Genomic DNA, 25,135 nt, shown 5'->3' on the forward strand with positions numbered 1-25,135 from the left:
TCGAATGCCCGATAGCTCATGCAGGATCGGCGATAGCGTGCGCCGCCTGCGCCAAACGCTGCGTAGCCTGCTGTATTTCCTCTCGATCGAGCGAAGCAAAGCCCAGGCGTAATGCATTCTCCGGTTGATCCATGGGCGAGAACTGGCGGCCGTTACGCACCACCAGGTCGTACTCCAGGGCCTTCTCCACCAGTCGATCGACGTCTATTTCATCCGCAAAACGGACCCACAGCGCCAGGCCGCCTTCGGGCTCCTGCACCGAGATCCGCTCGCCAAACGCCTCCGCCAAGCAACTGTGCAGGGTTTCCCGGCGCCGCCGATATTCCTTCGAGACCCGGCGCAGGTGTTTCTTCAGTTCACCGTCATTGATCAGGTCCGCCAGCATCTGCTGCGCGACCGCATCGCCTTGGCCCAGGATCAGCGCAGCGTTTTGCTCAAGCACCTCGATCACGTTGCGTGGCGCGACCACATAGCTGCAGCGGAACGTCGACCCCAGCGACTTGGACAGCGAGCCGATATAAATCACATGCCGTTGCGTGCTGTCGCTGGCGAGGGGCAGATACGGCCGGCCGTCAAAGTGATATTCGTGGTCGTAGTCTTCCTCGATCACGCAGAAATCATGGCGCTTGGCCAAGGCCAGCAGTTGTTGCCGACGCCCGGCATGCAGGCTGACGGTGGTGGGGAACTGGTGATGGGGCGTGACATAGATCATCCGGACCTTGTGCAGTCGGCACAGTTCGTCGATCTGATCGACCCGGCAGCCTTCGCTGTCCAGGTCCACGGTCACCAGTTGCGCGCCCAACGTGCGGAATATTTCCCACGCCGGCGGATAGCTCAGGCGTTCCACCAGCACCACGTCACCAGGTTCCAGCAGCGCGCTGGCGGTCAGGTACAGCGACATCTGGGTGCCCTGGGTCAGGCAGATATGCTCGGCACCAACGGCCAGGCCGCGATTGTTTCGCAGCATCTCGGCCAGCGCCTGACGCAGCCCGTGGCTGGTTCCGTCGCTGCCGTGGCGCACGGTATTGGAGGCGAAACTCTTGCGCAGCGCGTTGCGATAGTAGCGATGCAAGACGGCTTGCGGCAGCAAGCGGTGGTCGCAGGCGCCGTTATCGAAGAACAGCATCCCAGGCCGATGTTGCAGTGCCGTCGCCTGCTGGCGCTGGGCAAAGTACGGGACGGCGGGTTGCGCCAGCAGCTCCAGTGCGAAGGAGGGTGGTGCGCCGCGGACAGTGGACATGGGGGCCAGCTGCGCGTTGACGAAGGTGCCCCGGCGCGGTTCGCTGACCAGCCAGCCCTTGGTCATGGCCTCCTCATAGGCCAGGATCACGGTCTTGCGGTTGACGTCGAGCAACTGCGCCATTTCCCGCGTCCCGGGCAGCAGCGTCCCGGGCGTGAGGCGCCCGTCGACAATCGCGGTCACCAGGCCTTCGACAATCTGGCGATAGGACGCCTGGGCCTCGGTGTCATCGAGCTTGAGCAGGGGGCGCCATTTGCGCATCTGGACCATCTGAATTATCCAAAACTGGAGGTTCTCATGGTCCTAGTCTAACGCAACAATGGGACCTCATTCGCCCCGAGGTCCCTATGAACACACGCCATGTCATTGAATTGTCGCCCTCGGGCAAAACCTTCGAGGCGGGTGAGGAGTTGCTGCTCGACGCCATGCTCGCCAGCGGCCTGTCGGTGCCGTTCTCCTGTCGCCGAGGTGCGTGTGGCTCCTGCAAGGTCAAGGTGGTGGCGGGGCAATACCGTGAAAAAGACCTGGCTGCGAACGTTCCGCTACCTTCTTACCCGCTCGCCGCCGATGAAATGCTGTTGTGCCAGAGCCATGCCTGCGCCGATATGCGTCTGGAAATCCCCGGATGGTCGCTGGACACACCCACGCTGGAAATCCCCGCACGGGTGCTGAGCAAACGCGCACTGAGCGTCGATATCACCGAACTGGTGCTGATGCCGCAAATGCCGGCGCCGCTTCAGGTTCGCGCCGGTCAGTACGCCAGATTTCGCCTCGACGATGGCGACAGCCGTTGTTTCTCCATTGCCAATCTCCCTGCCGAGGATCATGGCCAACTGGTCTTTCATATTCGCCGGGTTCGTGGCGGACGCTTCTCCGAGCAGATCCTGGCGACACTGGACGCCGGCCACGCGCTGACGCTGGAAGCTCCGTTGGGGGCCTGTACCTGGCAGCACGATGACGCCCGCCCCGTGGTCCTGTTCGCCACGGGAACCGGTTACGCCGGCGTCAAGCCGCTGCTGTTGACCGCGCTGTCCCGGGATGCCGAGGTGACGTTGTACTGGGGCGGCTCGCAACCAGCGGATTTTTACGACCGCGAGTTCCTGGATCGGGCCAGCACCGAGCACCCTGGTTTTTCCTGGCACCCGGTACTGTCGTCAGAGGCCCGGGTGCAGCAGGTTGCCTTTGAGCAGGCGCATTGCTGGGCAGAGGCTCAGGTCTATGCCTGCGGCAACGGCTCGATGATCGGCCATGTCCGCGAGCGATGCCTCGCCGCGGGTTTGCCGGCTCACCGTTTTGTCGCGGAAGCCTTCGTACCCAGTGGCCTGTCGCTACCCGGGGCGATGCTCAAGTCGCTGGATCCCGTCCGGGAAAAAGTCGGTCCGCGCTATTCCCTGGACGGCATGTTGGCGGCCCGCGAGCAGTCGGTCCGCGCCCTGGCGGCGATCGTCAGTCAACTGCGGGTGGGAATGACCACCGCCGAGGCCATCGATATGGCCAACCGGCAACTGCAGGCCATGGGCGCTTCCCACACCTGGCACCCGACCTACATCCGTTTTGGCGAAGACACCGTTCGTACACCTCGCCAGGGCATTGATCCGCTACGCAGGTTACGCGCGACCGATATCGCGGTGGTCGATCTCGGTCCGGTGTGGGACGGTTATGAAGGCGATTATGGCGACACCTTCGTTTTCGGTGAGCATCCGCTGCACCTGGCGTGCGTCAAGGCGTTGCATGAGGTGTTCGACGAAACCCGCGAGGCCTGGCGCGGCGGGCTGACCGGCCGGGGCCTCTATGACTTCGCGGAACGCAGTGCGGCCGCGAAAGGCTGGAGACTGGAGCGAAACCTGGCCGGCCATCGCATCGCCGATTTCCCCCACGCCTTGTTCGGGCAGGAGAAGCTCGCCGAGCTTGAGATTGTGCCGAGCGAGATGGTCTGGGTCCTGGAAATTCAGTTATGCCATCCCACCGAAGCGGTTGGGGCGTTCTTCGAGGATATCCTGATCGGCGAGGCTGCCTCGGTCTGTTGATCCTGGCTATCAGGAGTTCGTACCGGCGTAGCGAGAGGCGGGATGTGAAGGCTTTCGGTCTGGAATCTTGGGGAATACTGGAGTAAAAATACCTTACCTGCCTCAATCCAGAGGATGTACAGATGGTCATTACTGTCAAAGAACGCGATGAGGATCACATGTCTCATGAGTCCAGTAGCGCGGGAGTCAGAATGTGGGATGTGTATCAGGGCGATGTTCTGGTAGGCGTTTATCACAGCGAGGCAGAGGCGTTGAAATACAAGGAATTGCTGGAGAGCGGTCGATTGGATAGCCTCAAGGCGCCTCCGAAACACTAGGGTCAACGAAATGAAAAAGCCCAGCCAGTGCTGGGCTTTGTTGTTTTTGGGATTCAGGGATGTGGAGCCGGGCGGCACTAGGCGTCGGCGACAGGGGGAGGAGCGGTGCGGGCACTTCTGGCGACCATCGCGACGATCGTTTCGAAGAGTTCGTCTTGCGCTTGCGCAGCTGTGATTTCTCCGGTCGCGACGGCATGGGACAGCGCCTCCGCTGCGCCAAGCATTGCCCGAAGACCTGCCGGCGCGATATCGCCCGCTTTGGCGAAAGGCGCGAGGGAGAGCCGGCACTTATTCATGAAGATCACTTCGTAATCACGCTTGATCTGTTCGAGTTCCGGAGAGCTGGCCAATGCTGCGATCACGCCGGGTATCTCGTTGCCTTGGAGCAGCACGCAGTCGACATAAGACGATGCGATGACCCTCGCCCGACTCACCAACGTGGGTTCACTCGCCAGGAGTGCGGAGTCCATGAGCTTCGTTTGGCGCGCGTCGAACTCCTGATAGAGCGCCGCCAGCAATCCGGGCCTTGTGCCGAAATGGTCGTAAACGACGGGTTTGGTAACGCCGGCCCGCTCAGAGAGTCGTCCAAGCGTCAACGCGTCCGTGCCTTCCTCTCGAACCAGCCGCCATGCGACATCCAGCAGTTGGCGCTGTCGCTCCTCTCTGGACAGGCGACGACGCGGTTGCGGGCCGGAAACCGGCTCTATCGACTCGGTGCTTGACATGGCTATATACCAAAAGTAACTTACTGTTAGTAACTTACCAAAAGTATATAGCCTCTGCCTTTCGCCCTCAATCAGTCGAAGGAGTTTTTGACATGCATGCGCTCATCGTTGTTGCTCATCCTGATCCCAAGTCGCTTAGCCACAGTCTCGCTGTGCAGGTTGCCGAGGGCGTATCCCTGGCGGATGGCGGCCACTCTTTCGAAATCGCTGATCTTTCGGCGGAAGATTTCGATCCGAGGTTTTCCTCGGCTGATCTCGCCGTGCATCACCGGGTTGGACCGCCGCCGGCAGATGTGGCGGCCGAGCAAGCCAGGATCGATCGTGCCGACGCCCTGGTGCTGGTCTATCCCATCTACTGGTGGTCGATGCCAGCGCTTCTCAAGGGATGGATCGATCGGGTGTTCGCCAATGGCTGGGCGTTCGACTTCAGTTCGCAGGCCAAGCTGGTGAAGAAACTGCGCCACCTGCAGGTTCATCTTGTCGGGGTTGGCGGCGCCGATGGGGGAACTTATGAGCGACACGGTTATTCCGAGGCCATGAAGACGCAGATTGACCATGGGATCTTTGATTATTGCGGCGCACGCGTCGTGACTTCCGAGCGCCTGCTCGAATCGGAAACGCAAGATCCGACTGCTCATTTGGAGGTCGCGCGGGCCCTCGGTCGTCATCTCTTCACGGCATCAGCGATAGGAAAAGTGCTTGGAGCGCCTGTCTTTTCTCAGTCTTTGTCCACACATAGCTGAAAAGATCAATATTGACCTGATCGTGCCTCGACCAGAAGATGCCCACCTTCCAGCCCAACATCAGGAGAAGGAATGGACGCCCCAAATGGTTACTTCAACGTCGGCCCCGAGGATCTGGAGGCGCAGACTCTGGCTGAGCTGGCTGACCAGCAATCCTTACCCTTGCGCTGCGTGGGGACCGACTTGAGTGGCCAGGATCTATCGCGAATCAACCTGGCAGGCGCCCATTTCGAGCGGTGTATTTTAACCGGTGCGGACTTTACCGCAGCCAACCTGATCAATACCCGTTGGGTCAGCTGCCGCGCCGGCGAAGTGGTTTTTCGCTCTGCGGTGCTCACGGATGCCGGTTTCGACCGCTGCGACCTGAACAACACGAACTGGCAGCGCAGCAAAGTCGCCCATGTGGCTTTCGAAGGCTGCAAGCTTACCGGGGCCAACTTCGCGGACGTCTCCGCCCTGGGCTTGAGCTTTTCCGACTGCCTGCTGAACAGCGCCATGCTGTCGGGGATTTCCTTCTACAAGTCGCAGTTACACAAGATCGACTTCAGCGATGCGGATCTGACCTATTGCGATTTTCGTAAGGCGGTCTTTGTTGAAGGCGGCAGCCTGTCCATGGCCCGGGTGAATAACGCGCGTTTCGATGACGCCGATCTGCGTGAAGCCAGCCTGCAGGGGCTGCGCCTGGTCGATGCGAAGTTGTTCAAGGGCGCGATCATTTCCAGGAGTCAGGCCGGCATGTTGTTGGCCGGGTTGGGGCTGACCGTCCTCTGAGGCCGCCTCACGTCAGGCCGTCGTCGGCTTTGGGCTCGGAGGACTATAATTAATCCGTGTCGGTGTGACTGCGGCGCGTACTCCACAGCTGCGCCCATGGGATGAACAGTACGTCTGAAGACTCGACAGAGGGTTCTGCCATGAAAAACCACTCCTTGCAGCATTACTCCCACGATCTGGGCATGGCCGTGCACGACACATGGACGACCACCCGGGTCAAATCTGCCCTGGCCATGGCGGACTCGGCCCTGAGCCTGCACGTCCATGTCAAGACCCTCGCCGGCACGGTGACGCTGAGCGGTCGGCTGCTGACGCATCGTCAGTGCGAACGGGTCATCGAACTGGTCCGCGCGGTGCCTGGCGTGCTTGATGTCGATGCCCATGAGCTGTTGACCAATGTGTTCACGCCCTCAGGTTCGGCGCAACCGCCCAATGCCGAAGAAACCAGCGAATACCGGCCGCCATTGCCACGTCGCGAGGACGACCAGTAATCCCTTCGACACATCAGCGGCAGGGTCGATGGTTGTCAGTCGATCCTGCCTTGTTGTTCCTCAGGGTCAGGTACTGTGCTGGGGGCTTGGGGTTCTGATTCAAGCCTCGGCAGCAGTGCCACGGCGTTTCTGTCGTTCGGACTCCAGCCAGAGCACCAGCGCCAGCAGGCTGCCACCCGCGATCAGCAAACTCATCAGCCAGCCCAGCGTCTCGGCGATCTGGGTGAAAAACAGCGTGTAGAGCTGGATGATGAAGAAGGTGGAGCCATAGCCGACCAACATGCCGAAACGCAAACGAATGCCCAGCGCCAGAACCCCCAGGCTGACCAGCGCCCAGAGCCCGTTGAACATCACCAATTCGCTGGCATCGGCCAGGTGCCAGGGGCCATCGATCAACTCGTAGCTGCCAAACAGCGACAGCAGCCACAGCGACATTTCGGCGACAAACAAACCGCAGGAAATCCACACCTTGGCAAAGCCGCCATAACGCCTCAGCAACCCGGCCTCGCAGCGCAAATGCACCACGCCCGCGGCGATCAACGCGACCGCAGCGCCGAGAAAGCGCAGCGGGTAATTCATGCCGAACCAGTAGGCGCCCCAGCCGGACAGATAGCCGCTGCGACCGCCAAACCAGACAAAGAACAGCACGCTGCACAACGTCAACAGCAAGACGTTGTTAAGGGCATAACTGAGCGCCAGCAGTATCAGCAGATCGACCAGCAGCAGCGCCGGCCAGTTGCCCGAACCATCCGAATAGATCATGCCCAGCACGAAACTGGTGCCGATCAAGGCAAAGCCGCCGAGCAACTCAAGCGTGCCACCCAGGAGTTTCAGTGGCTTGCCGATCAGCCAGCGCCCGGCGATAAACAACCCCAGGGTTGCCAGCGCCAGGCTGACGGCCAGTTTCGGCAAGGTGAATTCCAGGTGCTCGCGCAGAAACAGCAGCAACCCCGCCGCCAGGCTGATTGCGCCAAAGGTCAGGAACCAGCGGCCCAGCGATCGCCAGTCCCAGCGCGTCTGCACATAGAGTTCGCCAATCCGTGTGTGCTCGCTGATGCCGATCTGGCCGTCTCGCAGCCATTGATCCAGCGCCTTGTGGACCTGTTGATTGCGCTGATCCGGGCTCATTGTGAGGCTCCCTTGAGGTTCAGGGCCAGGCGTTCAAACCACCAGCCCAGTAAAAGGCCGATCAGCCCGCCCACCGAGAAAAACATCGCCGCGCTCAAGCGGTCCCATGAGTACTCATAAAAGCGGGTGTACAGGTCGATGCCCAGGAACACTACCGCGAAACCGGTAAAGCTCGGATGCTTGAATCGCGCGCCTATCACCAGTTGTCCGATGGCCACCAGGGTAAACAGCAAGGTCCATACGCGTGGGTCGTGGTTCAGATCTTCCAGGCTGAGAAACCACAGGGAGCAATTGAGGTAGAGCAACCCAAAGATCACATACAGCCGGCCAAACCCGCAGAAGCGGCGCAACGTGCGCTCCTCGGCCAGTTGGTGGCATAAACCCAAGGCCGCCGCCAGGGCGGCAATGACGGCCATCGAACGCGGGTCCTGGATGTCGAAAAAATAACTGCCGTGCCCGGCATAGCGCCCCCAGGCCCCCAACCCATGGAACGCGCACAACAGTCCCAGCAGCAGTGGCCAGCGCAGACGATAACGGTAGGCGGTGAGGACACTCAGCACGGCTGTGACCAGCATCGCCAGCGGCACGCTGCCAAACTCGACCTCGTCATTGCTTGAAGCACCCAGCAACAGGCTGGCACCGATAAGGATCAGGCCGATGGTCAGGATCGCCACACCGGTGACCGGCGTCCTCTGGGCCGGATCACGGGCCAGACGCACACCGCCCCACCACAAGCCGGCCCCGGCTAAGAAGAACAGCACGGCCCCGACCATCACCGACTGGCTGAGCAGGCTCATGCCCCCCAGCACCGCCATGCCGATCAGCAGGACCGCCCCGATCCCCAGCCATTGCAATACGCTGGACAACAGGTGGCCGGGCTGCTCATACGGAGCACTCAACCGCTTCCGAGCGTCGGCATCGATCAGGCCACGGTGATGCCAGTCGGCAATTTCGTGAACCAACAGCTGCTTGGTTGTTTTTCTCATGGTGTCCAGAGGTCGGTGGTGGGAAAAGATCAAAGGGCGTACAGCGCATTGACGCCATTTTGAGCGCGAGGCGTCACGTTTCGGCACTGAAGCATAGTCAAACTCTGCGCTGCCGAGGGCGGGTTCTTTTCAGCAGCACGCCAGCCGGCGATACCAAGGATCAAACGATATCGTCGATCAGGATATGGCGGCTGGCCTGGCTGCACGTTTCGATCCGGGCCTTGACCTTGTAGACCTCACGCAGCATCTGCACGGTGATCACTTCATGGCTGGGGCCACTGCCCTGGGCGCGGCCATTGGCGATGACCAGGACCTGGTCGGCGAAACGCAGGGCCTGGTTCAGGTCGTGGATGGCAATGAACACGATGACTTCCCGTTGCCTGGCCAGTGAGCGCATGAAGTTCAGCACCTGCACCTGGCGGTGCATGTCCAGCGCGCTGGTGGGTTCGTCCATCAACAGGATTTCCGGCTCGCGCACCAGGGTCTGCGCAATCGACACCAGTTGCTGCTGACCGCCGCTGAGTTCGCCGAGGTTGCGAAAGGACAACTCGGTGATCCCCAAGGCACCGAGGATCTGGTCAACCAGCCTCAATTCATCGTCGTGGGTCACCCAGCCGGGGGAGAGTTGCTTGCGCGCCAGCAGCACCGACTCATAGACGGTCAGGCGCGCGCTGGCATTCAGGCCCTGGGGCATGTAGCTGATCCCTTGCAGGCCTTTTTTCGAGTCCTGCAAATTGACCCGTCCCGGTCCGTCGATCAGCCCGGCCATGCGCTTGAACAGCGTGGACTTGCCGGCGGCGTTGGGGCCGACCACGGCGACCACCTGGCCGCCGAGAAAGGTCGAGGTGGTCACGCTGGAAAGGATCTCCTGCTGGCCGTAACGGGCGCCCAGGTTTTCCAGTTGAAGCTTCATCATGAGTTTTTCTTCCCGTTGAGGATCAGAGAGATGAAGAACGGCACGCCGATCAACGAAGTGACCACGCCGATGGGGAATATCGCGCCCGGAATCAGGGTCTTGCTGACCACCGAACTGGCCGACAGGATCAGTGCGCCGGTGATCAGTGAAGCCGGCAGGAAGAACCGCTGATCCTCGCCGATCAGCATCCGCGCAATGTGCGGCCCGACCAGCCCGATAAAACCGATGGTGCCGACAAAAGCCACGGGGAACGAGGCCAGCAGGCTGACCATGATCAGGGTCTGGAAGCGCAGGCGCTTGACGTTGATGCCGAAGCTGGCGGCCTTGTCATCCCCCAGACGCAGGGCGGTCATGGCCCAGACGCGTTTGGCGAAGATCGGCAAGGTGATCAGGATCACCAGGCAGACCACCCCCAGTTTTGGCCAGGTCGCCTTGGTCAGGCTGCCCATGGTCCAGAACACCACGGCCGCGACCGCCTGCTCGGTGGCAAAGAACTGCACCAGCGCCAACAGGGCGTTGAAGGTGAAGACCAGGGCGATGCCCAGCAGCACGATGGTTTCGGCGGTGACGCCGCGGCGCAGGCTCAGCAGGTGGATCAGCAGCGCACAGAGCATCGCCATGATGAAGGCGTTGAACGGCACCATGTATTGCACCGCAAACGGGAACAGCGCGACGCCAAACGCCAGGCCCATGGCCGCGCCGAAACTGGCGGCCGCGGAAATGCCCAGGGTGAAGGGACTGGCCAGCGGATTGTTGAGGATCGTCTGCATCTGCGCGCCGGCCAGGGACAACGCCGCCCCGACCGCCACGGCCATCAGGGCCACCGGTAAGCGGATTTCCCACATCACCACCCGCACCTGCGCCGGCGCGCTATCCGGTGACAACAGTGCCCCCAAAACTTCGCCCAGGCTGTAGCTTGCCGGCCCCAACGCCAGGTCGAGCAGTACGCTGAGCACCAGCAGCGTTGTGAGTGCGGCGAGAATCAGCCGCTTGCGCAGCACCAGTTGGCGGTAGGTATCGCGCTGCAGGATCTGTGCTTCACCCAGGGAACTCATGGTTTGGCCTCCGTGGGCTTCAGGCTGACGAAGTAGCCCGGTTCGTAGGGGACCGGCAGGAAGCGTTCATGCAGTTCGCGAAACGACGCATCGGGATCGAGATCGGCAAACAGCGTCGGGTGGAACCATTTGGCCAACTGCTGGATGGCCACGAACTGATAGGGGCTGTTGTAGAACTGATGCCAGATGGCATGGAAGGCCTGGTCCTGCTGCGCCTTGATCCCGGCATAGGCCGGGCGTTGGGTGTACCAGGCCAGTTTCCGGCGGGCCTGTGAAAGATCCGCGCCAGGGCCCACGCCGACCCAGCGACCACCCGGGGCAAAGGCTTCCCAGTTGGCGCTGGTGACGACCACCTGGTCCGGGTTGGCAACAATCACCTGTTCCGGGTTCAGTTGTCCGAACGTGCTAGGGATGATGGTTCTGGCGATGTTGTTGCCACCGGCCATTTCGACGAAACGCCCGAAGTTCTCGTTGCCGAAACTCAGGCAGCAATCCTCGGTGTAGCCGCCGATGCGCTCGATAAATACATTCGGCCGCGCGGGCTGGCGCGTCTCGATCACATCGGTGACCCGGCGGATCTGCCGATTGCGAAAGTCGATAAAGGCCTCGGCGCGCTCTTCCTTGCCAAACAGCTTGCCGAACAGGCGCATGGTCGGTTCGGTGTTTTCCATCGGGTTGTTGCGAAAGTCGACATACACCACCGGAATGCCCAGCGCGTCGAGTTTCTCGATATAACGGGCGTCCTCGGTGGCGTGCTGCGCCTCGCTATTGAGGATGATCACGTCCGGTTGCAGGGCGATCGCCTGTTCGATGTCGAAGGTGCCGCTCTCGAAGCCGCCGAAGGTCGGAATCTTCGCAATGGCGGGGAATTTGCGCAGGTAGGCGCCGTAGGTGTCCGGGTCGGACTGGATCAGGTCCTTGCGCCAGCTCACGATGCGCTCGAGGGGATTCTGGGTATCCAGCGCGGCCACCAGGTACAACTGGCGGCCTTCGCCGAGAATCACCCGCCTGACGGGGATATGGACCTTGACCTTGCGTCCCTGTAGGTCGGTTACCGTGACCCGGGCCGGGTCCTGCTCGGTCGCGACGGCATTGCGCGGCGCCAGTGCGGACCACAGCGTCATGCCCAGCAGGCCGGCCAGGAGCAGGGCGGTGAGCGCGTGGCCGCGTCGTTGAACGGATGCCATGATTGAAGCCTTTGTAGAGGTCAGCTCAGGCAACGGCCCAGGCCGCTGCCCAAGGCTGAACGTTTCAGAAATCGACGGTGGCCGACAGTTGCAGGGTGCGTGGCGAGCCTTGGGAGAACGCCCCGTAGGATGCGACGCCGGACCAGTACTCACGATCGAAGACGTTCTGCACCGTGGCCCGGAACGTGGTCGGACGCTCGGCGATCCGGGTGCTGTAGCGTGCGCCGACGTCGAAGCGGGTCCACGGGTCGAGTTTCTGGGTGTTGGCCTGGTCCACGTACTGGCTGCTGGTGTAGATCGCGCCGCTGGTCAGGGTCAGGCCTTCGATCCAGGGCGTGTCCCATTCGGCCCAGAGGTTGGCCTGCACATCGGGCACCCCCACCGGTGTGTTGCCGCGATTGGCGACCACGCTGGTCTTGGTCAGCTCGGCATCGAGGAAGGTGACGCCACCGAGCAGGCGGGTACCCTCGGCGATCTCGCCGAACACGTTCAGCTCCACGCCACGGTTGCGCTGTTCGCCCTGCACCGAGAACACCCCCGAGGCCAGTTCGCCGCTGGGTTTCTTGATCTGGAACAGGCTGAGGGTCGAGGTGAAAGTGCCGTAGTCGACCTTGATCCCGACTTCCTGCTGGCGAGAGATGTAGGGCGCAAAGATCTCACCCGAGTTCGAGGCCGTGGCCGGGGCGATGTCGCCTTTGCTCAGGCCCTCGATGTAGTTGTAGTAGAGCGACACATGCTCCCAGGGCTTGACCACCACGCCGAACAAGGGCGTGGTTTTGCTTTTGTCGTAGGTCGAGGTGACGGTGCCGGCCGTGTTGTAGTTGTTGGAGTGGATGTTCTGTTCGCGCAGGCCGAAGGTGACCTGCAAGCGCTCGTCCATCATCGACAGGGTGTCGGCCAGGGCTGCGCCGGACAGTTCCGTCGCGGACACTTTCAGCGCATCCGGCGTCGCGATGAAAGGCTTCGGGCGATCGATCGGGTGGTAGATGTTCGACAGCACCGGCGGGCCGGAGATGATCCCTCGCGACAACTCGTCCTGGTAGTGGGTCACTTGGAACGTGGCATTGTGGCTGATGGCGCCGGTGTCGAAGCGCAGGCGGGCGCCGGCATCCACGGTGTAGCGTTCGACTTCGAATTTGTAATAACCGGGGATCGAACTGGTGTCCCCGGCATCGTTGAGAATGGTCGGCGTCTGGTCGGACAGGCGCGCCACGTCCGACTTGCCGCCGCCGGCATGGGCGAACACCGTGAGGGCGTCGTTCATATCGTATTCGGCACCGAGCAACGCCGCCTTGTCGCGGGTTTTCGCCCAACCCCAGTCCTGGGTGACGTTGATACGACCGTCGGCGGCGGAGGGAACCTTCACGCCGGACTTGATCAGGAAGGGCCGCGACGGCGCATCGAACTCTTCTTGCTGGCTGATCAGGTCCAGGGTCGTGCGCAGGCGTTCACCCCGGTAATCCAGGGAGATGGCGCCGATGTCCACGTCCCGCGACTGATTGTCGATGGCGGTGTCGCCTTGCTGGGTGCTGCCGTTGATGCGGATGCCGAACTGGCGCTCCTCGCCAAAGCGCCGGCTGATGTCGACATGTCCGCCGACCTGGGTGTTCATGGCGTAGCTGGCGGTGAAGCGGGTCAGGTCTTCGTCGAGGGAGCGCTTGGGCACCACGTTGATCACCCCGCCGACCCCGCTGTTGGGCGACATGCCGTAGAGCAGGGCGCCCGGCCCCTTGATCACTTCGACGCGCTCGGCGTACTCGGTGAACACCCGGTAGTTGGGGGCCACGCCGTACACGCCGTCGAAGGCCAGTTCGCCCAGGTTGCCTTCGCCGACTGGGAAACCGCGAATGAAGAACGAGTCGACCACGCCGCCGGTCTGGCCGGTGGAGCGTACCGAGGAGTCGCGCTCCAGCACGTCGGCCACGGTGACGGCCTGTTGATCCTTGATCAGGGTCGAGGTGTAGTTGCTGACGCTGAACGGCACGTCCATCACATCCTTGTTGCCCATCAGCCCGAGTCGTCCGCCCCGGGCCACCTGGCCGCCGGCGTACACCGGCGGCAATTCGTCCGGGCGTGCCTGGGTGGCGTTGATGGTGGTTTCGGCCAGGGTCAGGCCGCCGGCGCTATCGGTCGGGCGTGGTGCCAGGCTGTAGCTGCCGTCAGTGCGTGAAACGATCTCCAGGCCGCTGCCGGCCAGCAGCCGGTTCATGGCTTCCTGGGTCGAATAGGACCCCGAGAGCCCGGGACTGGTCAGCCCCTCGGTCAGGGACGGCTGGAACGACAGCGCAATGCCGGACTCCGCGGCAAACCGCGACAAGGTCGCCCCCAGCGGTCCGGGCGCAATGTTGAAGCTGCGCACAGCGGTCGAGTCCAGTTGCGCCGGGGTGGCCGCCATGGCGATGGGAGTTGCGACGCCGGTCAGGGCAAGGCTGAGGAGTGCGCTGCGGACAGCCAGTTTCAAGGAGCGGTCCGGACGCGGAGATCGTGCAGCGAGCATAGAGTGGTGACCCTTTCGGTAAGGTAAAGAACTGCTTTCCTCCCTAGCCAGTCGAAATCGAAAAAAGTATCACTCGCGTTTGGATATTTTTTACACGGGGCTTTTCAATACGTTTCAGGCGGGGGAGAGCGTCACCCAGTAACCGTTCAAATGCCGGGTGGCGGTAATCGGGTAGGTTTGCACCAGCATGCCGAGAGTGCGTTGGCTGTCGCTGATGGGGAAGGCACCGGAGATGCGCAGGTCGGCAATCGCCGGATCGCAGCGCACGAAGCCTTTCCGATAGCGCGCCAGTTCGGCGACGAAGTCGGCCAGGCGCAGGTTGTCGGCCATCAGCATGCCTTGGGTCCAGGCGCTGGCGGAGCTGTCCGCCGGGACCACCTGGCCAAAGGCCCTCGACGAAAAATCGGTCCGTTGCCCGGCATTGACGATCAATGGGGCGACGCTGCTGTCCTGGGGCAGTTCGACCCTGACGGCGCCTTCCAATACCGAAAGCCGGGTATGGCCGGGTAATTCACGAACGGTAAAGCGCGTACCCAGTGCCTGTATCCGTCCCTGGAGGGTGCTGACCAGAAACGGTCGGGCCTGGGGTGACATATCCGGCGCGGTTTGCACCAGGATTTCGCCTTCGCGCAGTTTGACCAGGCGCTGCCTGGCGTCGAACAGGACATCGATGGCGCTGTCGGTGTTCAGGGTGATCCGCGAGCCATCGGCCAGGGTCAATTCACGGCGTTGACCCACGGCGCTCCGGTAGTCGGCGGTCCATTGCTGCGACTCCAGCAGGTTCAAGCCGCCCCAGCCGACGGGCAATACCGCCAGGATCGTCGCCAGTTTGGCCAGGGCGCCGCGCCTGCCGGGATTGCTGGGGCGATCCAGGGCCGACAGCGCCAGCGAGCGCGGCAGCCCGCCGAGCTTGCTTTGCAGGCTCTGCGCCCGGGCCCAGGCGCGATGGCGCTCGGGGCTGCTGCCGCTCCAGCGTTCCAGTTCGGCGCGTTGGGCGGCGCTGAAGTCGCTTTCGCCCAGGCGCATCAGCCACTCGGCGGCTTCTTCCAGGGCCTGGGGATCGATCGGCGCGTCACTGCGACGGGGCGGCATTCAGTCCACCAGCATCAGGCAGCGCACGAAGGCCTGCTTCATGTAGCGCTTGACGGTAATCAGCGAGACCCCCAGTTGCCCGGCGATGTCCTCGTATTTCAGGCCGCCGATCTGCGACAGCAGGAAGCAGCGCTTGACCAGGGGCAGGAGGGCATCGAGCATGGCGTCGATTTCGTGCAGGGTTTCCAGCACCATCAGGCGCAGTTCGGGCGCGGGCACTTCGGGGGCCGGCAGCAGCGCCAGGGCGTCGAGGTAGGCACGCTCGAGCGCCTTGCGCTGATACCAGTTGACGAGAATGCCCTTGGCCACGCAACTGAGGTAGGCCCTGGGCTGCTCGATCACCGCCACCTTGGAGGCGAGGATGCGGGTGAAGGTGTCCTGCGCCAGGTCGGCGGCATCCATGGCGTTACCCAGCTTCTTGCGCAGCGTGGCGTACAGCCAGCCGTGATGCCCGCTGTACAAGGCCTCGATCATGCGCAGATGATTCGTGTGGGTCGCGGGAAGGGTAGCGCTCATGGTTGAGTTGTTGTTTTGCGATTGAGAAGTGTTCGCAATTCTAAGTTGCTGTGTACCTTCAACGCAAGGGGTAGTTGCCGGGTTCAGCCCTCGGGCATGCGCAATAACGCCTCGATCAGTGTGTCGATTTCGCTTTCGGTGTTGTAGGCATGCACCGAAGCACGGCTGACTTCTGGCAAGCCTCGTTGCTGCATATCCAGCATGGTCGAGCGGACCGTCGAAGTGCTGACATTGATCCGTTTGGCCTGTCCCGCCAGCCACTGCTGGACCTGCGCGGCACTGCTGCCTTGGCGGGTAAAGGTGACGATGCCGGATTTGACCGCCCCCAGGTCCTGGGGCGTGATGCCGGGGACTTCGCCCAGTCGCCCGCGCAGATAGCCCGCCAACTGCTGGATACGCTGCCACATCGGCTCCATGCCCAAGGCCTGCGCGTAATCTGCAGCCGCCCCAAGGCCCAGCTTCGCCGCCACATTGCACTCCCAGTTTTCAAAGCGTCGGGCATCCGCGCGAATTTCGAAGCTTTGCGGGGTCAACAGTGACGCGGCGTGCAGGTCGAGAAAGGTCGGCTCCAGATTCTGGCACAGGCCTTTTTCGACATAGAGAAAGCCCATGCCCCGAGGCCCGCGCAGGTATTTGCGGCTGGTCGCCGCGAGCAGATGGCAACCGATCTTCTGCACGTCGATCGGCATCTGCCCGACAGCCTGGCAGGCGTCGAGCAGAAACAATACGCCCGCGGCCCGCGCCAGGGCGCCAATCTGTACAATCGGCTGGACCGGGCCGCCGTTGGTGGCGATCGCCGGCAACGACACCAGGGCCACGCGCTTATCGCCGAGCATGTCCTGCAGGGCTGTCAGTGAGACCTGGCCCTGTTCATCGTTGGGGATGATGCGGATTTCGATACCCCGGCGCTGCTGTAGTTGCAGGTAGGGAATATAGTTGCCGGCGTATTCGGTGGTCGAGGTCAGCACCACGTCCCCGGGGCCCAGCGGCAGCGAGTAGAAGGCCATGTCCCAGGCGCGGGTGGCGTTCTCGATCACCGCGATTTCGTCCGGTTGGGCATTGATCAGTCGGCCGATGGAAGCGTAGACATTTTCCAATTCGACCGTCCGCTCAGCCGCCGCCTCATAGCCGCCCAGGCGCGTCTCGAGTTCGAGGTGCTCGGTGACGGCCTGGATTACCGGCGTCGGCATCAGCGCGGCCCCGGCGTTGTTGAAGTGAACCAGCCGTTCGACAGCCGGGGTGTCGGCACGCAATTGCTCAATGTTCAAAAAGATTCCTCCTTGTTCAGTCGCCACGGGTGGGCTGGCCCGCCGGCATGACCATTGGCCGGTAACGCAGGGCGACAATGGGCACCAAGGCTACCGCGTAGGCCAGGCACACGAACAGATAGGTATATTGCAAGCCATAGACCTGGCTCAGCAAACCACCGGCCGAGATCCCGGCAATCGAGGCAAATTGCGCGGTACTTTGCGCAATCCCCAGCACATGGCCCTGCCGGGAGCTGTCGGCGGTTTTCGAGATCAGCGCCATGAGCACCGGTGTCGTCGCCCCCAGCAGCACGCCCCAGATGAAGTAGGCGACGACAAACACCGCGGGGGTTCGCGTGAGGCCGGCGACGGCGGTCAGGCCGATACAGCCGATGACCACGAAGGTGATGCGCTGCAGGGTGTCCTGCTGGGTGCGGTGTTCGAAGTAACGCGACCAGTGTGTCGCCGACAGGATGAAGCCCAGCGCCAGCAACCCGTAGCACAGGCCGACCACCGAATTGCTGACCTCGAACACCGAGCTGACATACAGCGAAAACGAGGTCTGCGGCAGCATCCGCGCCAGCAGCAGGATGCCCATGACGCCGAGCAGCGAGAGCAGCGGCGTACCTTGCCAGAGACCCCGGGCGCTATGGGTTGCCGTGGTGCTTTCTGCTGCGGGGGCTTTCTTCACCGGCGGCACATTCGGCAGGGTCACGGCCGCCACCACGGTGCAGACGGCGCAGAGGGCCGAGGCAATGATATTGATCCAGAAGAAGGTGGCGTGGTCGAGGATCAACCCGCCGACCACGGCGCCGAGCAACGAGCCGACGTTGGTCGATATCTGCAGGATGGCGAACAGGCGTGCCCGCCGCGCAGGCGCCTCGATACTGACCCCGTAGGCCTGGGCCGGGGCAATGTACCCGGCGAAGGCGCCTTGCAGGAAACGCAGCACCAGGATCACCCAGATATCGCTGAAGAGTGCCAGCCCAAGCTGGGTCAAGGACAAACCGGCCAAGGCGCGGATCATCATCAACTTGTGGCCATAACGGTCGCCGATACGGCCCCAGAAGGCGCTGGTCAGAATAATGCCGAGCATCGGGCCGACATAGACCGCGATGCTGGCGAAGCTGAACACCGATTCCGATGCGGTCAGCCCACGCAGGTGGACGGGCCAGAAGGGCCCGCTCATTTCCATCGCCCCCATGGAGATCAGTTGGATGGCGAACAGAAGATAGATCAGGATTCTTACGGACGAACCCTGGAGAGCACCTGCATGGGACATGAATCAACCTCGGTGGTTAAACGGCGTTAAGCGGATTGGTCAAGGTGTGCTGCACTCGATAGTTGCTGTACTGCATCAAGTGCATGCGCAGCAACGACCGGGTCGGCCAGGGATCCTCGATGAACGCCTTGCGCTCGACTTCCCACAGCGCCGGCGCCACCCGCTCGCGCACGGCCGCGAAGGCCTGTTCGGTTTCTTCGCGCAGCACCTGCCACAGCCGTGTGTTGCCCAGGGCGTATTCCTGGGTCAGCCACAGGGCCATTTCGTGCAGGTGGGTCAGGAACGCCGCATCCAGCACGAACATGCGCACCGGCTCGATATCGTCGACGAAAACCGTCGGCAGGATACCCGGTTGGACATGGGGTTGCAGGGTGTAGCCGCGTTCCTCCAGCAGTGGAGCATAGGTCCTGCCGTCGCCAAAATCGCGGATCAGCAGGCTACTGGCTTTGCCGTCGGCAGAGAACAGCACCATGGTGTTCTGTTGATGGGCCTCGAGCCCGATGCCGTACAACAGATAGATTGCCACCACGGGTTGAGTGACCACCTTGGCGTATTGGCGGAACCAGGTTTCGACGTCGGCGGCGCCGGCCCGCACACCGTCACGCTCGATCAGGTCGGTGAACAGCGGCCGGCCATTTCCGGGCAAGCGGGTGAACAGCGAAGCCACGGTGATCGGCAGGCATCCGTCGTTGCGCTCGAAGGCTTGTCGGCTGTCGCGATAGACCACCGACAGGTGCCGCCCCGGCGCATCGTCCTGGGTGATCGCGTTTTTGTAACGCACGCCGATTTCTTCGGGAAAGATTTCCAGGCGCCGGTCGAAGCCGTTTTCGGCCGCCAGGATCCGGGTGATCACCGTGCTGATGCGCGGCCCCATGTGAATCGACTTGGCCTGCAGGCTGCGCAGCTCGCTGGTCATCCACAGGGCGATGGGCAACTTGATCAGCGGCGCGGTTTCGTCCAGCACCGGCATCATCGTCCGATAGGACATGGTCGGCAGCGTCTGGATATCGGGGCCGTCGGTGATCAGGATGCCTGCTTCGATTTCCGCGGCGAAGGTCTTGAGCACGTAGGCCTGCAAGTGCCAGGCATGGATGGGCAGCGGCAGCCAGTCGAGCTCGTTCAAGCCCTTGGCCTGGAGCGAGGCCTTCCATTGCTCCCATTGCGCCGGGAAGTTGCTGGCAAACCAGGCGTGGTAGCTGGTCACATGGGGCATGCTTTCGCTTTTCGCCATGTCGGCGCGCAACGAAGCGATGCGCAGCGGTACCTGGGCGTTGAACTCGGGGGACAGTTGCGCGACTTCGGCATCGGTCAGGCCCGGGCGGGATTTCCAGGTTGGGTAATACGGATGGCCTTCCAGCGAGCCCCACTGGTCCAGCAGGATGGCCGCGTCCTTGGTGCTGGCGTGCTGGCGAAGGTAGTCGGTGAAGCTGTCGAGCCCGTGGCTGCGGGTGGCCTCGGCCAGTCGCGCGTTCCACTGCTGACGGTACTGACGGGCGTGGGCATCGTTGGTCAGGCTGTTTTCCATGTCCGACTTGAGCCCGTTGACACCGTCGTCCGAGGGTTCGAAATCGAAGCTGTCACGCAGCACGTCCAGCAAGTCCTGGTGGGTGTGGATCGGCTGGCGAACGCCTTCCTCGGTCAGCAACACCACGTCACCGTGGTTGACCAGGGTATCGGCCGGCCCCAGGGCAATATCGGAGAAAAACAGATGGGCGCGGGCGTCTTTCAGGGGAAACGTCGCCTGGGTGCCTTCGGCGGAAAAATTCAGCGCCGAGCGGTCGAGAATGTTCTCGGCAAACAAGCAACGAATCAGTCGTCGCAAGGCATTTTTACGGGAGTAGGCGATCAGTGTCTTGAGGTCATCCATAGCTGCTATGTGCTCGTCGAAAGGTAAAGAAGAGGGGGTGTCGGCTCAGGCCGTGCGCGGCCAGTGGCGGGGGAAGTAGTCCAGCGCCGAATCCCGTAGCCCTTGCATGTAGGAAACGCTCCAGTTGAGGACTTCCTCGATGTAAGGCACTTTCAGGTCGAAGCGCTTGGCCATTTCCACCAGCAGCACCAGGCCGTAGGCCACGTCCTCGTTGAAGGCGCGGCTTTCCCGTTCGATGACGTAGCCGGCGCGGTTGTCCGCCGGCACCATGGGCGCGAGGATGTCGTTGTAGGCCTGGTTGGAGCGCAGGATGGACAACATGCTGCTCGGGTCGCGGATCTGCTCGCCGTAGGCCTCGACGATTTCCTGCTTCAAGGACTTCACCGAAGACAGGTCGACGCCCAGCCGCTGGCTGATCACCGCGCACAGGTCCTGGCTTTCCTGGTCCATGCGCTCGAGGAAGTACGCGCCCAGCTCGGGGCACTCGGTCCACCAGCACAGGGGGCGTGGGAAGATTTTCCGGTGCCATTGGCCATAGGGGCCGATCAGCCCGTAGATCACCGAGCTGTGCATGATCGGATTGCCCGGTGTCAGGGTGATTTCCAGGTAGTGGTCGAGCATCGTCACGCAGGGGCCGTACAGCCGGGTCAGCAGTTGATGCAGGTGCTGGCGCGAGGCGGCGGATTCCCGAGCGTGGGTGGCCACGTAGAGTTGGCTTTTGCCGCCGCCCATTTTGACCGACAGCCCGGGCTTGAGGTCGAACGCGGTGTGCGGGACATCCTTCATCCCCCAGATCACCAGGTTCGGCCGGTCGGCCAGGGCGGATTCCGCCAGCCAGTCGAAACCGCAGAACCCGGGAATGGCACCGACGTACACCGGTTTTTCGGTACTCAGGTGCGGCGCGATGGCCTGCAGGGTTTGCGCGCGGACGTGGGCCGGCACGGTGATGATGACGAGGTCGGCTTCCTCGACGGCGAGCCGGGCATCGTCGGTCACGCGATCCAGCCGGGCACTCAGCGTCGAGCCATCCGGCAACAGCGCCTGCATTGACCCCTGGCGGGCGTGTTGTTCGACCACCTCGGGGTTGTGGGTGAGCAGCGAGACCTGGACATCGGGCAGTTGCTTGAACAGGACGGCGTTGAGGTGCCCGGTCCTGCCACCGCCACAAATGGCGACTTTCAGCGGTTTCATCGAGAGGTGTTCCTGTGTCGAATACGGATCATGCAACGCTCAGTTGCAGCGGCGTGGAGGCGGATTCCAGCCATTGGGTCTTACCCAGCCAGGTATCCAGCTGGACGGCCACGCTCGGGTCGAGCAGGTCGCGTTCGGCCAGCCATTTTTCGTCGAACACGGTGTGCAGGTACTTTTCCCCGCCGTCGGCAATCGGTACCACGACGTTGCCGCTGAGCACCCCTTTATGGATCAGCTCCAGCGCCTTGAAGATCGCGCCACCGGTGGATCCCCCCACCAGCAACGCCATGTTCCTGGCGATGTAGCGTGCGGTTTCGAAGGCTTGGGCGTCGGTGACCTGGACGCCCAGGTCGATGCAGCTGTAGTCGAGCACCAGGCCCACGGTATCGCCGGCGGGGGTGCCGGTACCGGATTGGTAATACGGATAACCGGGGTGGCCGAAGACGATGGAGCCGGCGGGCTCGACGCCAACCGTCACCGTGCTGGAGTTGTGCGATTTCAGTCCACGGGCGATCCCGGTCATCGACCCGCCGGTGCCGACGCAACCCACGTAGGCCCCGACCTTGCCCCCGGCCTGGGCAATGGTTTCCCGGACGAAATCACTGTAACCGCCGGCGTTGGCGGCATTGTCGGATTGGTTCATGAACACCGCGCCGGGGATCTGTTCGGCCAGTTCCGCCGCCAATCGCTGGCGTTCGACCACCGCAACCTCATCCTCCCGGTAAGTGCCCGAGACATAGCGCACGTCCGCACCCAGCGCCTTCATCACGGCGATCTTGTCCTGGGCGGCGTGGTGGTCGACCACGGCAATGAACTGCAAACCGAATTCGACAGCCGCCATGGCCAGGCCGATGCCGGTATTGCCGGAGGACGATTCGACCACCACGCCGCCGGGTTTCAGGCGCCCGGACTTGAGGGCGGCGAGCACCATGTTGCGGGCCATTCGGTCCTTGATACTACCGCCGGGGTTATTCTTCTCGATCTTGAGCAACAACCTGGCGTTCGTATCTGGAACAGCAAGGGCCAACATCGGCGTATTACCAATAAGGTCCGAGACTTTATTCAATATCATTTGAAGTGCTCCTTTCAGTAGTCAGGTGAAAACGCGTAGTGACCGTCCGTGCAACAACTCGCCATCAGTCGCCGGGGCAGGGGATGGCGATGGAATTCGTTCTCCAGCAAGTCCATCTGGTAGCCGGCGGTATTGGCATAGATCAATAAATCGCCGGCTTGAGGTGCTGTATTGAAATGGATCAAGCGATGGGTGATGACATCGTCTTCCAGGCAACTATGGCCGGCGATATAAGCTTGTATGGGTTTAGGCGCGGATACTTGCTGGGTAATCAGGATCGGATCGACAAGGTACTCCGATGAGAACCATGTTTCGCAGGCGCTGAAACTACTGCCTTCGACAAACAGGACGGTCTTGTCGTTGGCCAGTTGTTTGGTCCGGGTTACACGAAACACTGAGATCGCCGCTTGGTCGACCAGGCTTCGGCCGGGCTCCAGCGCCAGCGTAATGTTCTGGTTTTTCAAGTAACTTGCAATGGAACAGCCTGCCGAATATTCGGCTTGGAGAAACAGTGTCAGCCACTCGCAGGCCGTCAGATGACTGCCATAAGGATAAAAAGAGTGGGGCACTCTCTGGTTGTGATAATGGCTGGGCTGATTGGTGTTTTGTAAGAACTGGGCATAGGCCTCGGGGTCGATATAGCGTATTGGCAAGCCGCCACCGATGTCGATGATCCCTGGGGTCAAGGCCATTTCCCGAGCCGCGTCGACGAATCCGCCGAGCTCGCGAAAGGCCTGTACCCGGGTTTCGACGTCATACCCGCCAAGATGAAAATGGAACCCTTCGAAGTGGATGATTTCGCTGAGTTCGGTCAGGCGTTGCAGGCAGGACAGCAGCTCGTCCGCGCCCATTCCAAAGCGGCTCGCTGGGCAGCTCCTTGGCCTGTAACGCAGTAAAACCCGAGCTTTGACAGGGGCTGGCAGCGATTCGACCACGCTCTTCAGATGATCGAACTCCTCCTGGGAGTCGACGCAAATCAGCGCACCCTCACGCACCAGCGCCCGGTGGAAGGCTGCGGTTTTGGCCGGTCCCGTGGCACACAGTCGCTCCGGCGGCGAGCCGGCACGCAGCGCCGACTCGAGTTCGTAGAGGCTGGAAACATCGGTACCGATACCCGCGCCGGCGGCGGCGCCGAGCAGACTTTGCGACTTGTTGGCCTTGGCGCCATAGAAGATCGCATGGCGTACGCCAAATTGATTCAATACGGATTGAAAGTCGGCTACGTTGGCTTGAAATGCATGTGGCCATACCAGATTCAGGGGCGAACCGTGTTGCGCCACCAGATCGATAAGTGTGTCCGGGGTATTGTGGAGAAAATCTGAAATAACCGGGTCAAGCAGTGGCGTCAGGAGTTCGGGGGTATGAACTTCAATTCGCTCTTTGAGTCGTGGCGCCATTGAAACAGGCATAGTTAACCTCTGGCATCGAAAACGTCGCCATTCATATTTCGACAACTAAATGTTGCCGACAAAAGTGATACTGCCTCTCGTCAGGTGCGAGAATTCAAACCGGTGGCGGAGGGCGCCAAACAGTATCGGACGACAAGGGAATGACACGGACGACAGTCATAGAGTGACAAAACAATTGCATGACAACCTCATTCCATGTGGTTTTTGCGGGAATGGCGTCTAGCCATTAATTAATGACCCGCCGCACAGTTTCTAAAGTGCTAGCAGCTGACATCTAAATGGCATCACTGCACAACACGTCTCGGAACATTTCCTGGATGTACGAGGAAACCTACGAACTGGTGAGAACGATATTGCTAATGAAAACGATTATCAAGTAGGATTTTCAAATATTTTCCGTAGGACCCCGGCGCCAGTGCGCCAAGCACGCTTTATTCGCGCCCTCATCACCAGCCATTGCAGGCCAAGGAGAGATTCAATGACAACTGATCGTCTCAGCACCACCGCCACGCTTCCCATCAGCTACCTGTTCGTTCCGGGCAATCGTCCCGAGCGTTTTGCCAAGGCCGTCGACGCCCGGCCCGACGCGATCATCCTGGACCTGGAGGACGCCGTTCACCCCGACAGCAAAGCGGCTTCCCGGGCGGCGATCTGGGTCTGGCAGGAGAGCACTCCGGTCACGGGCTGCCAGCGTTACATCCGCTTGAACGACGTCAACAGCCGCTTTTTCGCCCAGGACATGACGTGGCTCGGCGACATGCGCTACCCGGAGCGTTGCGCCGGCATTTTCCTGCCCAAGGTCGAGTGCCCCGAGACCCTGTCCCGGGTGGTCGAGCGGTTGCGGGCCTGGCATCCCGACTTGCAGATTGTCGCGATCATCGAGACCGCCAAGGGCCTGCAGCAGGTCGAAGCCATTGCCGGGATCCCAGGGGTGACGCGCCTGGCGTTCGGTTCGCTGGATTTCTCCCTGGACATCGATTGCCGCCAGATACCGGAAGCCTTTCTCTTTGCCCGCAATCGCATCGTCCTGGCTTCGCGCACGGCCCGTCTACCGGCACCGATCGATGGGGTGACGCCCGCAATCAGCGACATGGCGGTGGTTGCGCGGGAGTCGCACTATGCCCGGGCCCTGGGGTTTGGCGCCAAGCTGTGCATTCATCCCGCGCAGCTGGACACCGTGCAGCGGGCCTTCTTGCCCGATGCCCGGCAACTGGCCTGGGCGGACCGGGTGCTGAGCGCCGTGGCCGGGGGCAGTCATGCGGTGCAGGTGGATGGCGAGATGGTCGACCTGCCGCTGATCGAACAGGCGCAGCGTTTGCGCGACGTGGCCCGTCGCTATGCGCGCGCCGCCAAAGCCGATGCCTGCTGAATCGACC

General features: G+C 62.0%; 22 protein-coding genes. 6 read left to right on the top strand and 16 right to left on the bottom strand.

Annotated elements, in window-relative coordinates; genetic code table 11:
• Positions 1-16: 16 nt before the first annotated feature.
• Entirely contained in the window at positions 17-1,510 is a 1,494-nt protein-coding gene (locus tag NUH87_RS29645) for a PLP-dependent aminotransferase family protein (RefSeq protein ID WP_338523825.1), read from the bottom strand.
• A 77-nt stretch (positions 1,511-1,587) separates the two neighbouring features.
• Between NUH87_RS29645 and NUH87_RS29650 the strand changes: the two genes are divergently transcribed.
• Both NUH87_RS29650 and NUH87_RS29655 read left to right on the top strand, forming a co-directional pair.
• A complete protein-coding gene (locus tag NUH87_RS29650) occupies positions 1,588-3,267 on the top strand; it encodes a M24 family metallopeptidase (protein WP_338523826.1) in 1,680 nt (559 codons plus the stop codon).
• A 122-nt stretch (positions 3,268-3,389) separates the two neighbouring features.
• On the top strand, positions 3,390-3,584 hold the full coding sequence (locus NUH87_RS29655; protein ID WP_084614995.1) for a hypothetical protein: 195 nt from the start codon (positions 3,390-3,392) through the stop codon (positions 3,582-3,584).
• Between the two features lie 77 nt (positions 3,585-3,661).
• On the opposite strand, the gene NUH87_RS29660 is transcribed toward NUH87_RS29655, so the two are convergent.
• Positions 3,662-4,309, bottom strand: coding sequence for a TetR/AcrR family transcriptional regulator (locus NUH87_RS29660; protein ID WP_338523827.1), 648 nt, complete (start codon positions 4,307-4,309; stop codon positions 3,662-3,664).
• A gap of 92 nt (positions 4,310-4,401) precedes the next feature.
• Here NUH87_RS29660 and NUH87_RS29665 point away from each other — a divergent pair, with 92 nt between their 5' ends.
• The 3 genes from NUH87_RS29665 to NUH87_RS29675 all read left to right on the top strand — a co-directional run bounded on the left by NUH87_RS29665 (position 4,402) and on the right by NUH87_RS29675 (position 6,314).
• On the top strand, positions 4,402-5,052 hold the full coding sequence (locus tag NUH87_RS29665) for an NAD(P)H-dependent oxidoreductase (RefSeq protein ID WP_338523828.1): 651 nt from the start codon (positions 4,402-4,404) through the stop codon (positions 5,050-5,052).
• Positions 5,053-5,124: 72 nt separating this feature from the next.
• Positions 5,125-5,823 carry a pentapeptide repeat-containing protein gene (locus NUH87_RS29670; RefSeq protein WP_338523829.1) on the top strand — a complete coding sequence of 233 codons (699 nt, stop codon included), beginning with the start codon at positions 5,125-5,127 and terminating at the stop codon, positions 5,821-5,823.
• Between the two features lie 140 nt (positions 5,824-5,963).
• Entirely contained in the window at positions 5,964-6,314 is a 351-nt protein-coding gene (locus tag NUH87_RS29675) for a BON domain-containing protein (RefSeq protein ID WP_040067429.1), read from the top strand.
• A gap of 99 nt (positions 6,315-6,413) precedes the next feature.
• On the opposite strand, the gene NUH87_RS29680 is transcribed toward NUH87_RS29675, so the two are convergent.
• From NUH87_RS29680 to NUH87_RS29745, 14 genes are all read right to left on the bottom strand, one after another.
• Positions 6,414-7,442: a hypothetical protein gene (locus NUH87_RS29680; RefSeq protein WP_338523830.1), complete on the bottom strand. Its 1,029-nt coding sequence runs from the start codon at positions 7,440-7,442 to the stop codon at positions 6,414-6,416.
• Positions 7,439-8,428, bottom strand: coding sequence for a hypothetical protein (locus NUH87_RS29685; RefSeq protein WP_338523831.1), 990 nt, complete (start codon positions 8,426-8,428; stop codon positions 7,439-7,441). Before NUH87_RS29685 ends, NUH87_RS29680 begins: the two co-directional genes overlap by 4 nt.
• A gap of 160 nt (positions 8,429-8,588) precedes the next feature.
• Positions 8,589-9,344, bottom strand: a complete 756-nt coding sequence (locus tag NUH87_RS29690; RefSeq protein WP_338523832.1) for an ABC transporter ATP-binding protein — start codon at positions 9,342-9,344, stop codon at positions 8,589-8,591.
• On the bottom strand, positions 9,341-10,399 hold the full coding sequence (locus NUH87_RS29695; RefSeq protein ID WP_338523833.1) for an iron ABC transporter permease: 1,059 nt from the start codon (positions 10,397-10,399) through the stop codon (positions 9,341-9,343). The genes NUH87_RS29690 and NUH87_RS29695 overlap by 4 nt, the downstream gene beginning before the upstream one ends.
• Complete coding sequence (locus tag NUH87_RS29700; protein ID WP_338523834.1) at positions 10,396-11,586, bottom strand: ABC transporter substrate-binding protein; 1,191 nt, start codon at positions 11,584-11,586, stop codon at positions 10,396-10,398. The genes NUH87_RS29695 and NUH87_RS29700 overlap by 4 nt, the downstream gene beginning before the upstream one ends.
• 64 nt (positions 11,587-11,650) lie before the next feature.
• Positions 11,651-14,083 (bottom strand): TonB-dependent receptor, encoded by a 2,433-nt coding sequence (locus tag NUH87_RS29705; protein WP_338523835.1) that lies wholly within the window; start codon positions 14,081-14,083, stop codon positions 11,651-11,653.
• Positions 14,084-14,197: 114 nt separating this feature from the next.
• Positions 14,198-15,175 carry a FecR family protein gene (locus NUH87_RS29710; RefSeq protein ID WP_338523836.1) on the bottom strand — a complete coding sequence of 326 codons (978 nt, stop codon included), beginning with the start codon at positions 15,173-15,175 and terminating at the stop codon, positions 14,198-14,200.
• Positions 15,176-15,691, bottom strand: coding sequence for a sigma-70 family RNA polymerase sigma factor (locus NUH87_RS29715; RefSeq protein WP_338523837.1), 516 nt, complete (start codon positions 15,689-15,691; stop codon positions 15,176-15,178).
• A gap of 83 nt (positions 15,692-15,774) precedes the next feature.
• The gene (locus tag NUH87_RS29720; RefSeq protein WP_338523839.1) at positions 15,775-16,959 is read right to left on the bottom strand and encodes an aminotransferase class V-fold PLP-dependent enzyme; all 1,185 of its coding nucleotides are present in this window, start codon (positions 16,957-16,959) and stop codon (positions 15,775-15,777) included.
• Between the two features lie 16 nt (positions 16,960-16,975).
• Positions 16,976-18,220, bottom strand: coding sequence for an MFS transporter (locus NUH87_RS29725; RefSeq protein WP_338523840.1), 1,245 nt, complete (start codon positions 18,218-18,220; stop codon positions 16,976-16,978).
• Between the two features lie 16 nt (positions 18,221-18,236).
• Complete coding sequence (locus NUH87_RS29730) at positions 18,237-20,087, bottom strand: IucA/IucC family protein (protein WP_338523841.1); 1,851 nt, start codon at positions 20,085-20,087, stop codon at positions 18,237-18,239.
• Between the two features lie 45 nt (positions 20,088-20,132).
• Positions 20,133-21,278 carry an NAD/NADP-dependent octopine/nopaline dehydrogenase family protein gene (locus NUH87_RS29735; protein ID WP_338523842.1) on the bottom strand — a complete coding sequence of 382 codons (1,146 nt, stop codon included), beginning with the start codon at positions 21,276-21,278 and terminating at the stop codon, positions 20,133-20,135.
• Positions 21,279-21,306: 28 nt separating this feature from the next.
• Entirely contained in the window at positions 21,307-22,350 is a 1,044-nt protein-coding gene (locus NUH87_RS29740) for a PLP-dependent cysteine synthase family protein (protein WP_040067453.1), read from the bottom strand.
• Positions 22,351-22,364: 14 nt separating this feature from the next.
• On the bottom strand, positions 22,365-23,759 hold the full coding sequence (locus tag NUH87_RS29745; protein ID WP_338523843.1) for a Y4yA family PLP-dependent enzyme: 1,395 nt from the start codon (positions 23,757-23,759) through the stop codon (positions 22,365-22,367).
• Between the two features lie 478 nt (positions 23,760-24,237).
• On the opposite strand from NUH87_RS29745, the gene NUH87_RS29750 reads away from it, so the two are divergent.
• The gene (locus tag NUH87_RS29750) at positions 24,238-25,128 is read left to right on the top strand and encodes a CoA ester lyase (protein ID WP_338523844.1); all 891 of its coding nucleotides are present in this window, start codon (positions 24,238-24,240) and stop codon (positions 25,126-25,128) included.
• Positions 25,129-25,135 lie beyond the last annotated feature (7 nt).

Source organism: Pseudomonas batumici, assembly GCF_036585405.1.
Classification (GTDB): Bacteria; Pseudomonadota; Gammaproteobacteria; order Pseudomonadales; family Pseudomonadaceae; genus Aquipseudomonas; species Aquipseudomonas batumici.

Coding starts and splice junctions, on each gene's coding strand:
- NUH87_RS29645 (WP_338523825.1), bottom strand. CDS start 1,510: ATGGTCCAGATGCGCAAATGGCGCCCCCTGCTCAAGCTCGATGACACC.
- NUH87_RS29650 (WP_338523826.1), top strand. CDS start 1,588: ATGAACACACGCCATGTCATTGAATTGTCGCCCTCGGGCAAAACCTTC.
- NUH87_RS29655 (WP_084614995.1), top strand. CDS start 3,390: ATGGTCATTACTGTCAAAGAACGCGATGAGGATCACATGTCTCATGAG.
- NUH87_RS29660 (WP_338523827.1), bottom strand. CDS start 4,309: ATGTCAAGCACCGAGTCGATAGAGCCGGTTTCCGGCCCGCAACCGCGT.
- NUH87_RS29665 (WP_338523828.1), top strand. CDS start 4,402: ATGCATGCGCTCATCGTTGTTGCTCATCCTGATCCCAAGTCGCTTAGC.
- NUH87_RS29670 (WP_338523829.1), top strand. CDS start 5,125: ATGGACGCCCCAAATGGTTACTTCAACGTCGGCCCCGAGGATCTGGAG.
- NUH87_RS29675 (WP_040067429.1), top strand. CDS start 5,964: ATGAAAAACCACTCCTTGCAGCATTACTCCCACGATCTGGGCATGGCC.
- NUH87_RS29680 (WP_338523830.1), bottom strand. CDS start 7,442: ATGAGCCCGGATCAGCGCAATCAACAGGTCCACAAGGCGCTGGATCAA.
- NUH87_RS29685 (WP_338523831.1), bottom strand. CDS start 8,428: ATGAGAAAAACAACCAAGCAGCTGTTGGTTCACGAAATTGCCGACTGG.
- NUH87_RS29690 (WP_338523832.1), bottom strand. CDS start 9,344: ATGATGAAGCTTCAACTGGAAAACCTGGGCGCCCGTTACGGCCAGCAG.
- NUH87_RS29695 (WP_338523833.1), bottom strand. CDS start 10,399: ATGAGTTCCCTGGGTGAAGCACAGATCCTGCAGCGCGATACCTACCGC.
- NUH87_RS29700 (WP_338523834.1), bottom strand. CDS start 11,586: ATGGCATCCGTTCAACGACGCGGCCACGCGCTCACCGCCCTGCTCCTG.
- NUH87_RS29705 (WP_338523835.1), bottom strand. CDS start 14,083: ATGCTCGCTGCACGATCTCCGCGTCCGGACCGCTCCTTGAAACTGGCT.
- NUH87_RS29710 (WP_338523836.1), bottom strand. CDS start 15,175: ATGCCGCCCCGTCGCAGTGACGCGCCGATCGATCCCCAGGCCCTGGAA.
- NUH87_RS29715 (WP_338523837.1), bottom strand. CDS start 15,691: ATGAGCGCTACCCTTCCCGCGACCCACACGAATCATCTGCGCATGATC.
- NUH87_RS29725 (WP_338523840.1), bottom strand. CDS start 18,220: ATGTCCCATGCAGGTGCTCTCCAGGGTTCGTCCGTAAGAATCCTGATC.
- NUH87_RS29730 (WP_338523841.1), bottom strand. CDS start 20,087: ATGGATGACCTCAAGACACTGATCGCCTACTCCCGTAAAAATGCCTTG.
- NUH87_RS29735 (WP_338523842.1), bottom strand. CDS start 21,278: ATGAAACCGCTGAAAGTCGCCATTTGTGGCGGTGGCAGGACCGGGCAC.
- NUH87_RS29740 (WP_040067453.1), bottom strand. CDS start 22,350: ATGATATTGAATAAAGTCTCGGACCTTATTGGTAATACGCCGATGTTG.
- NUH87_RS29745 (WP_338523843.1), bottom strand. CDS start 23,759: ATGCCTGTTTCAATGGCGCCACGACTCAAAGAGCGAATTGAAGTTCAT.
- NUH87_RS29750 (WP_338523844.1), top strand. CDS start 24,238: ATGACAACTGATCGTCTCAGCACCACCGCCACGCTTCCCATCAGCTAC.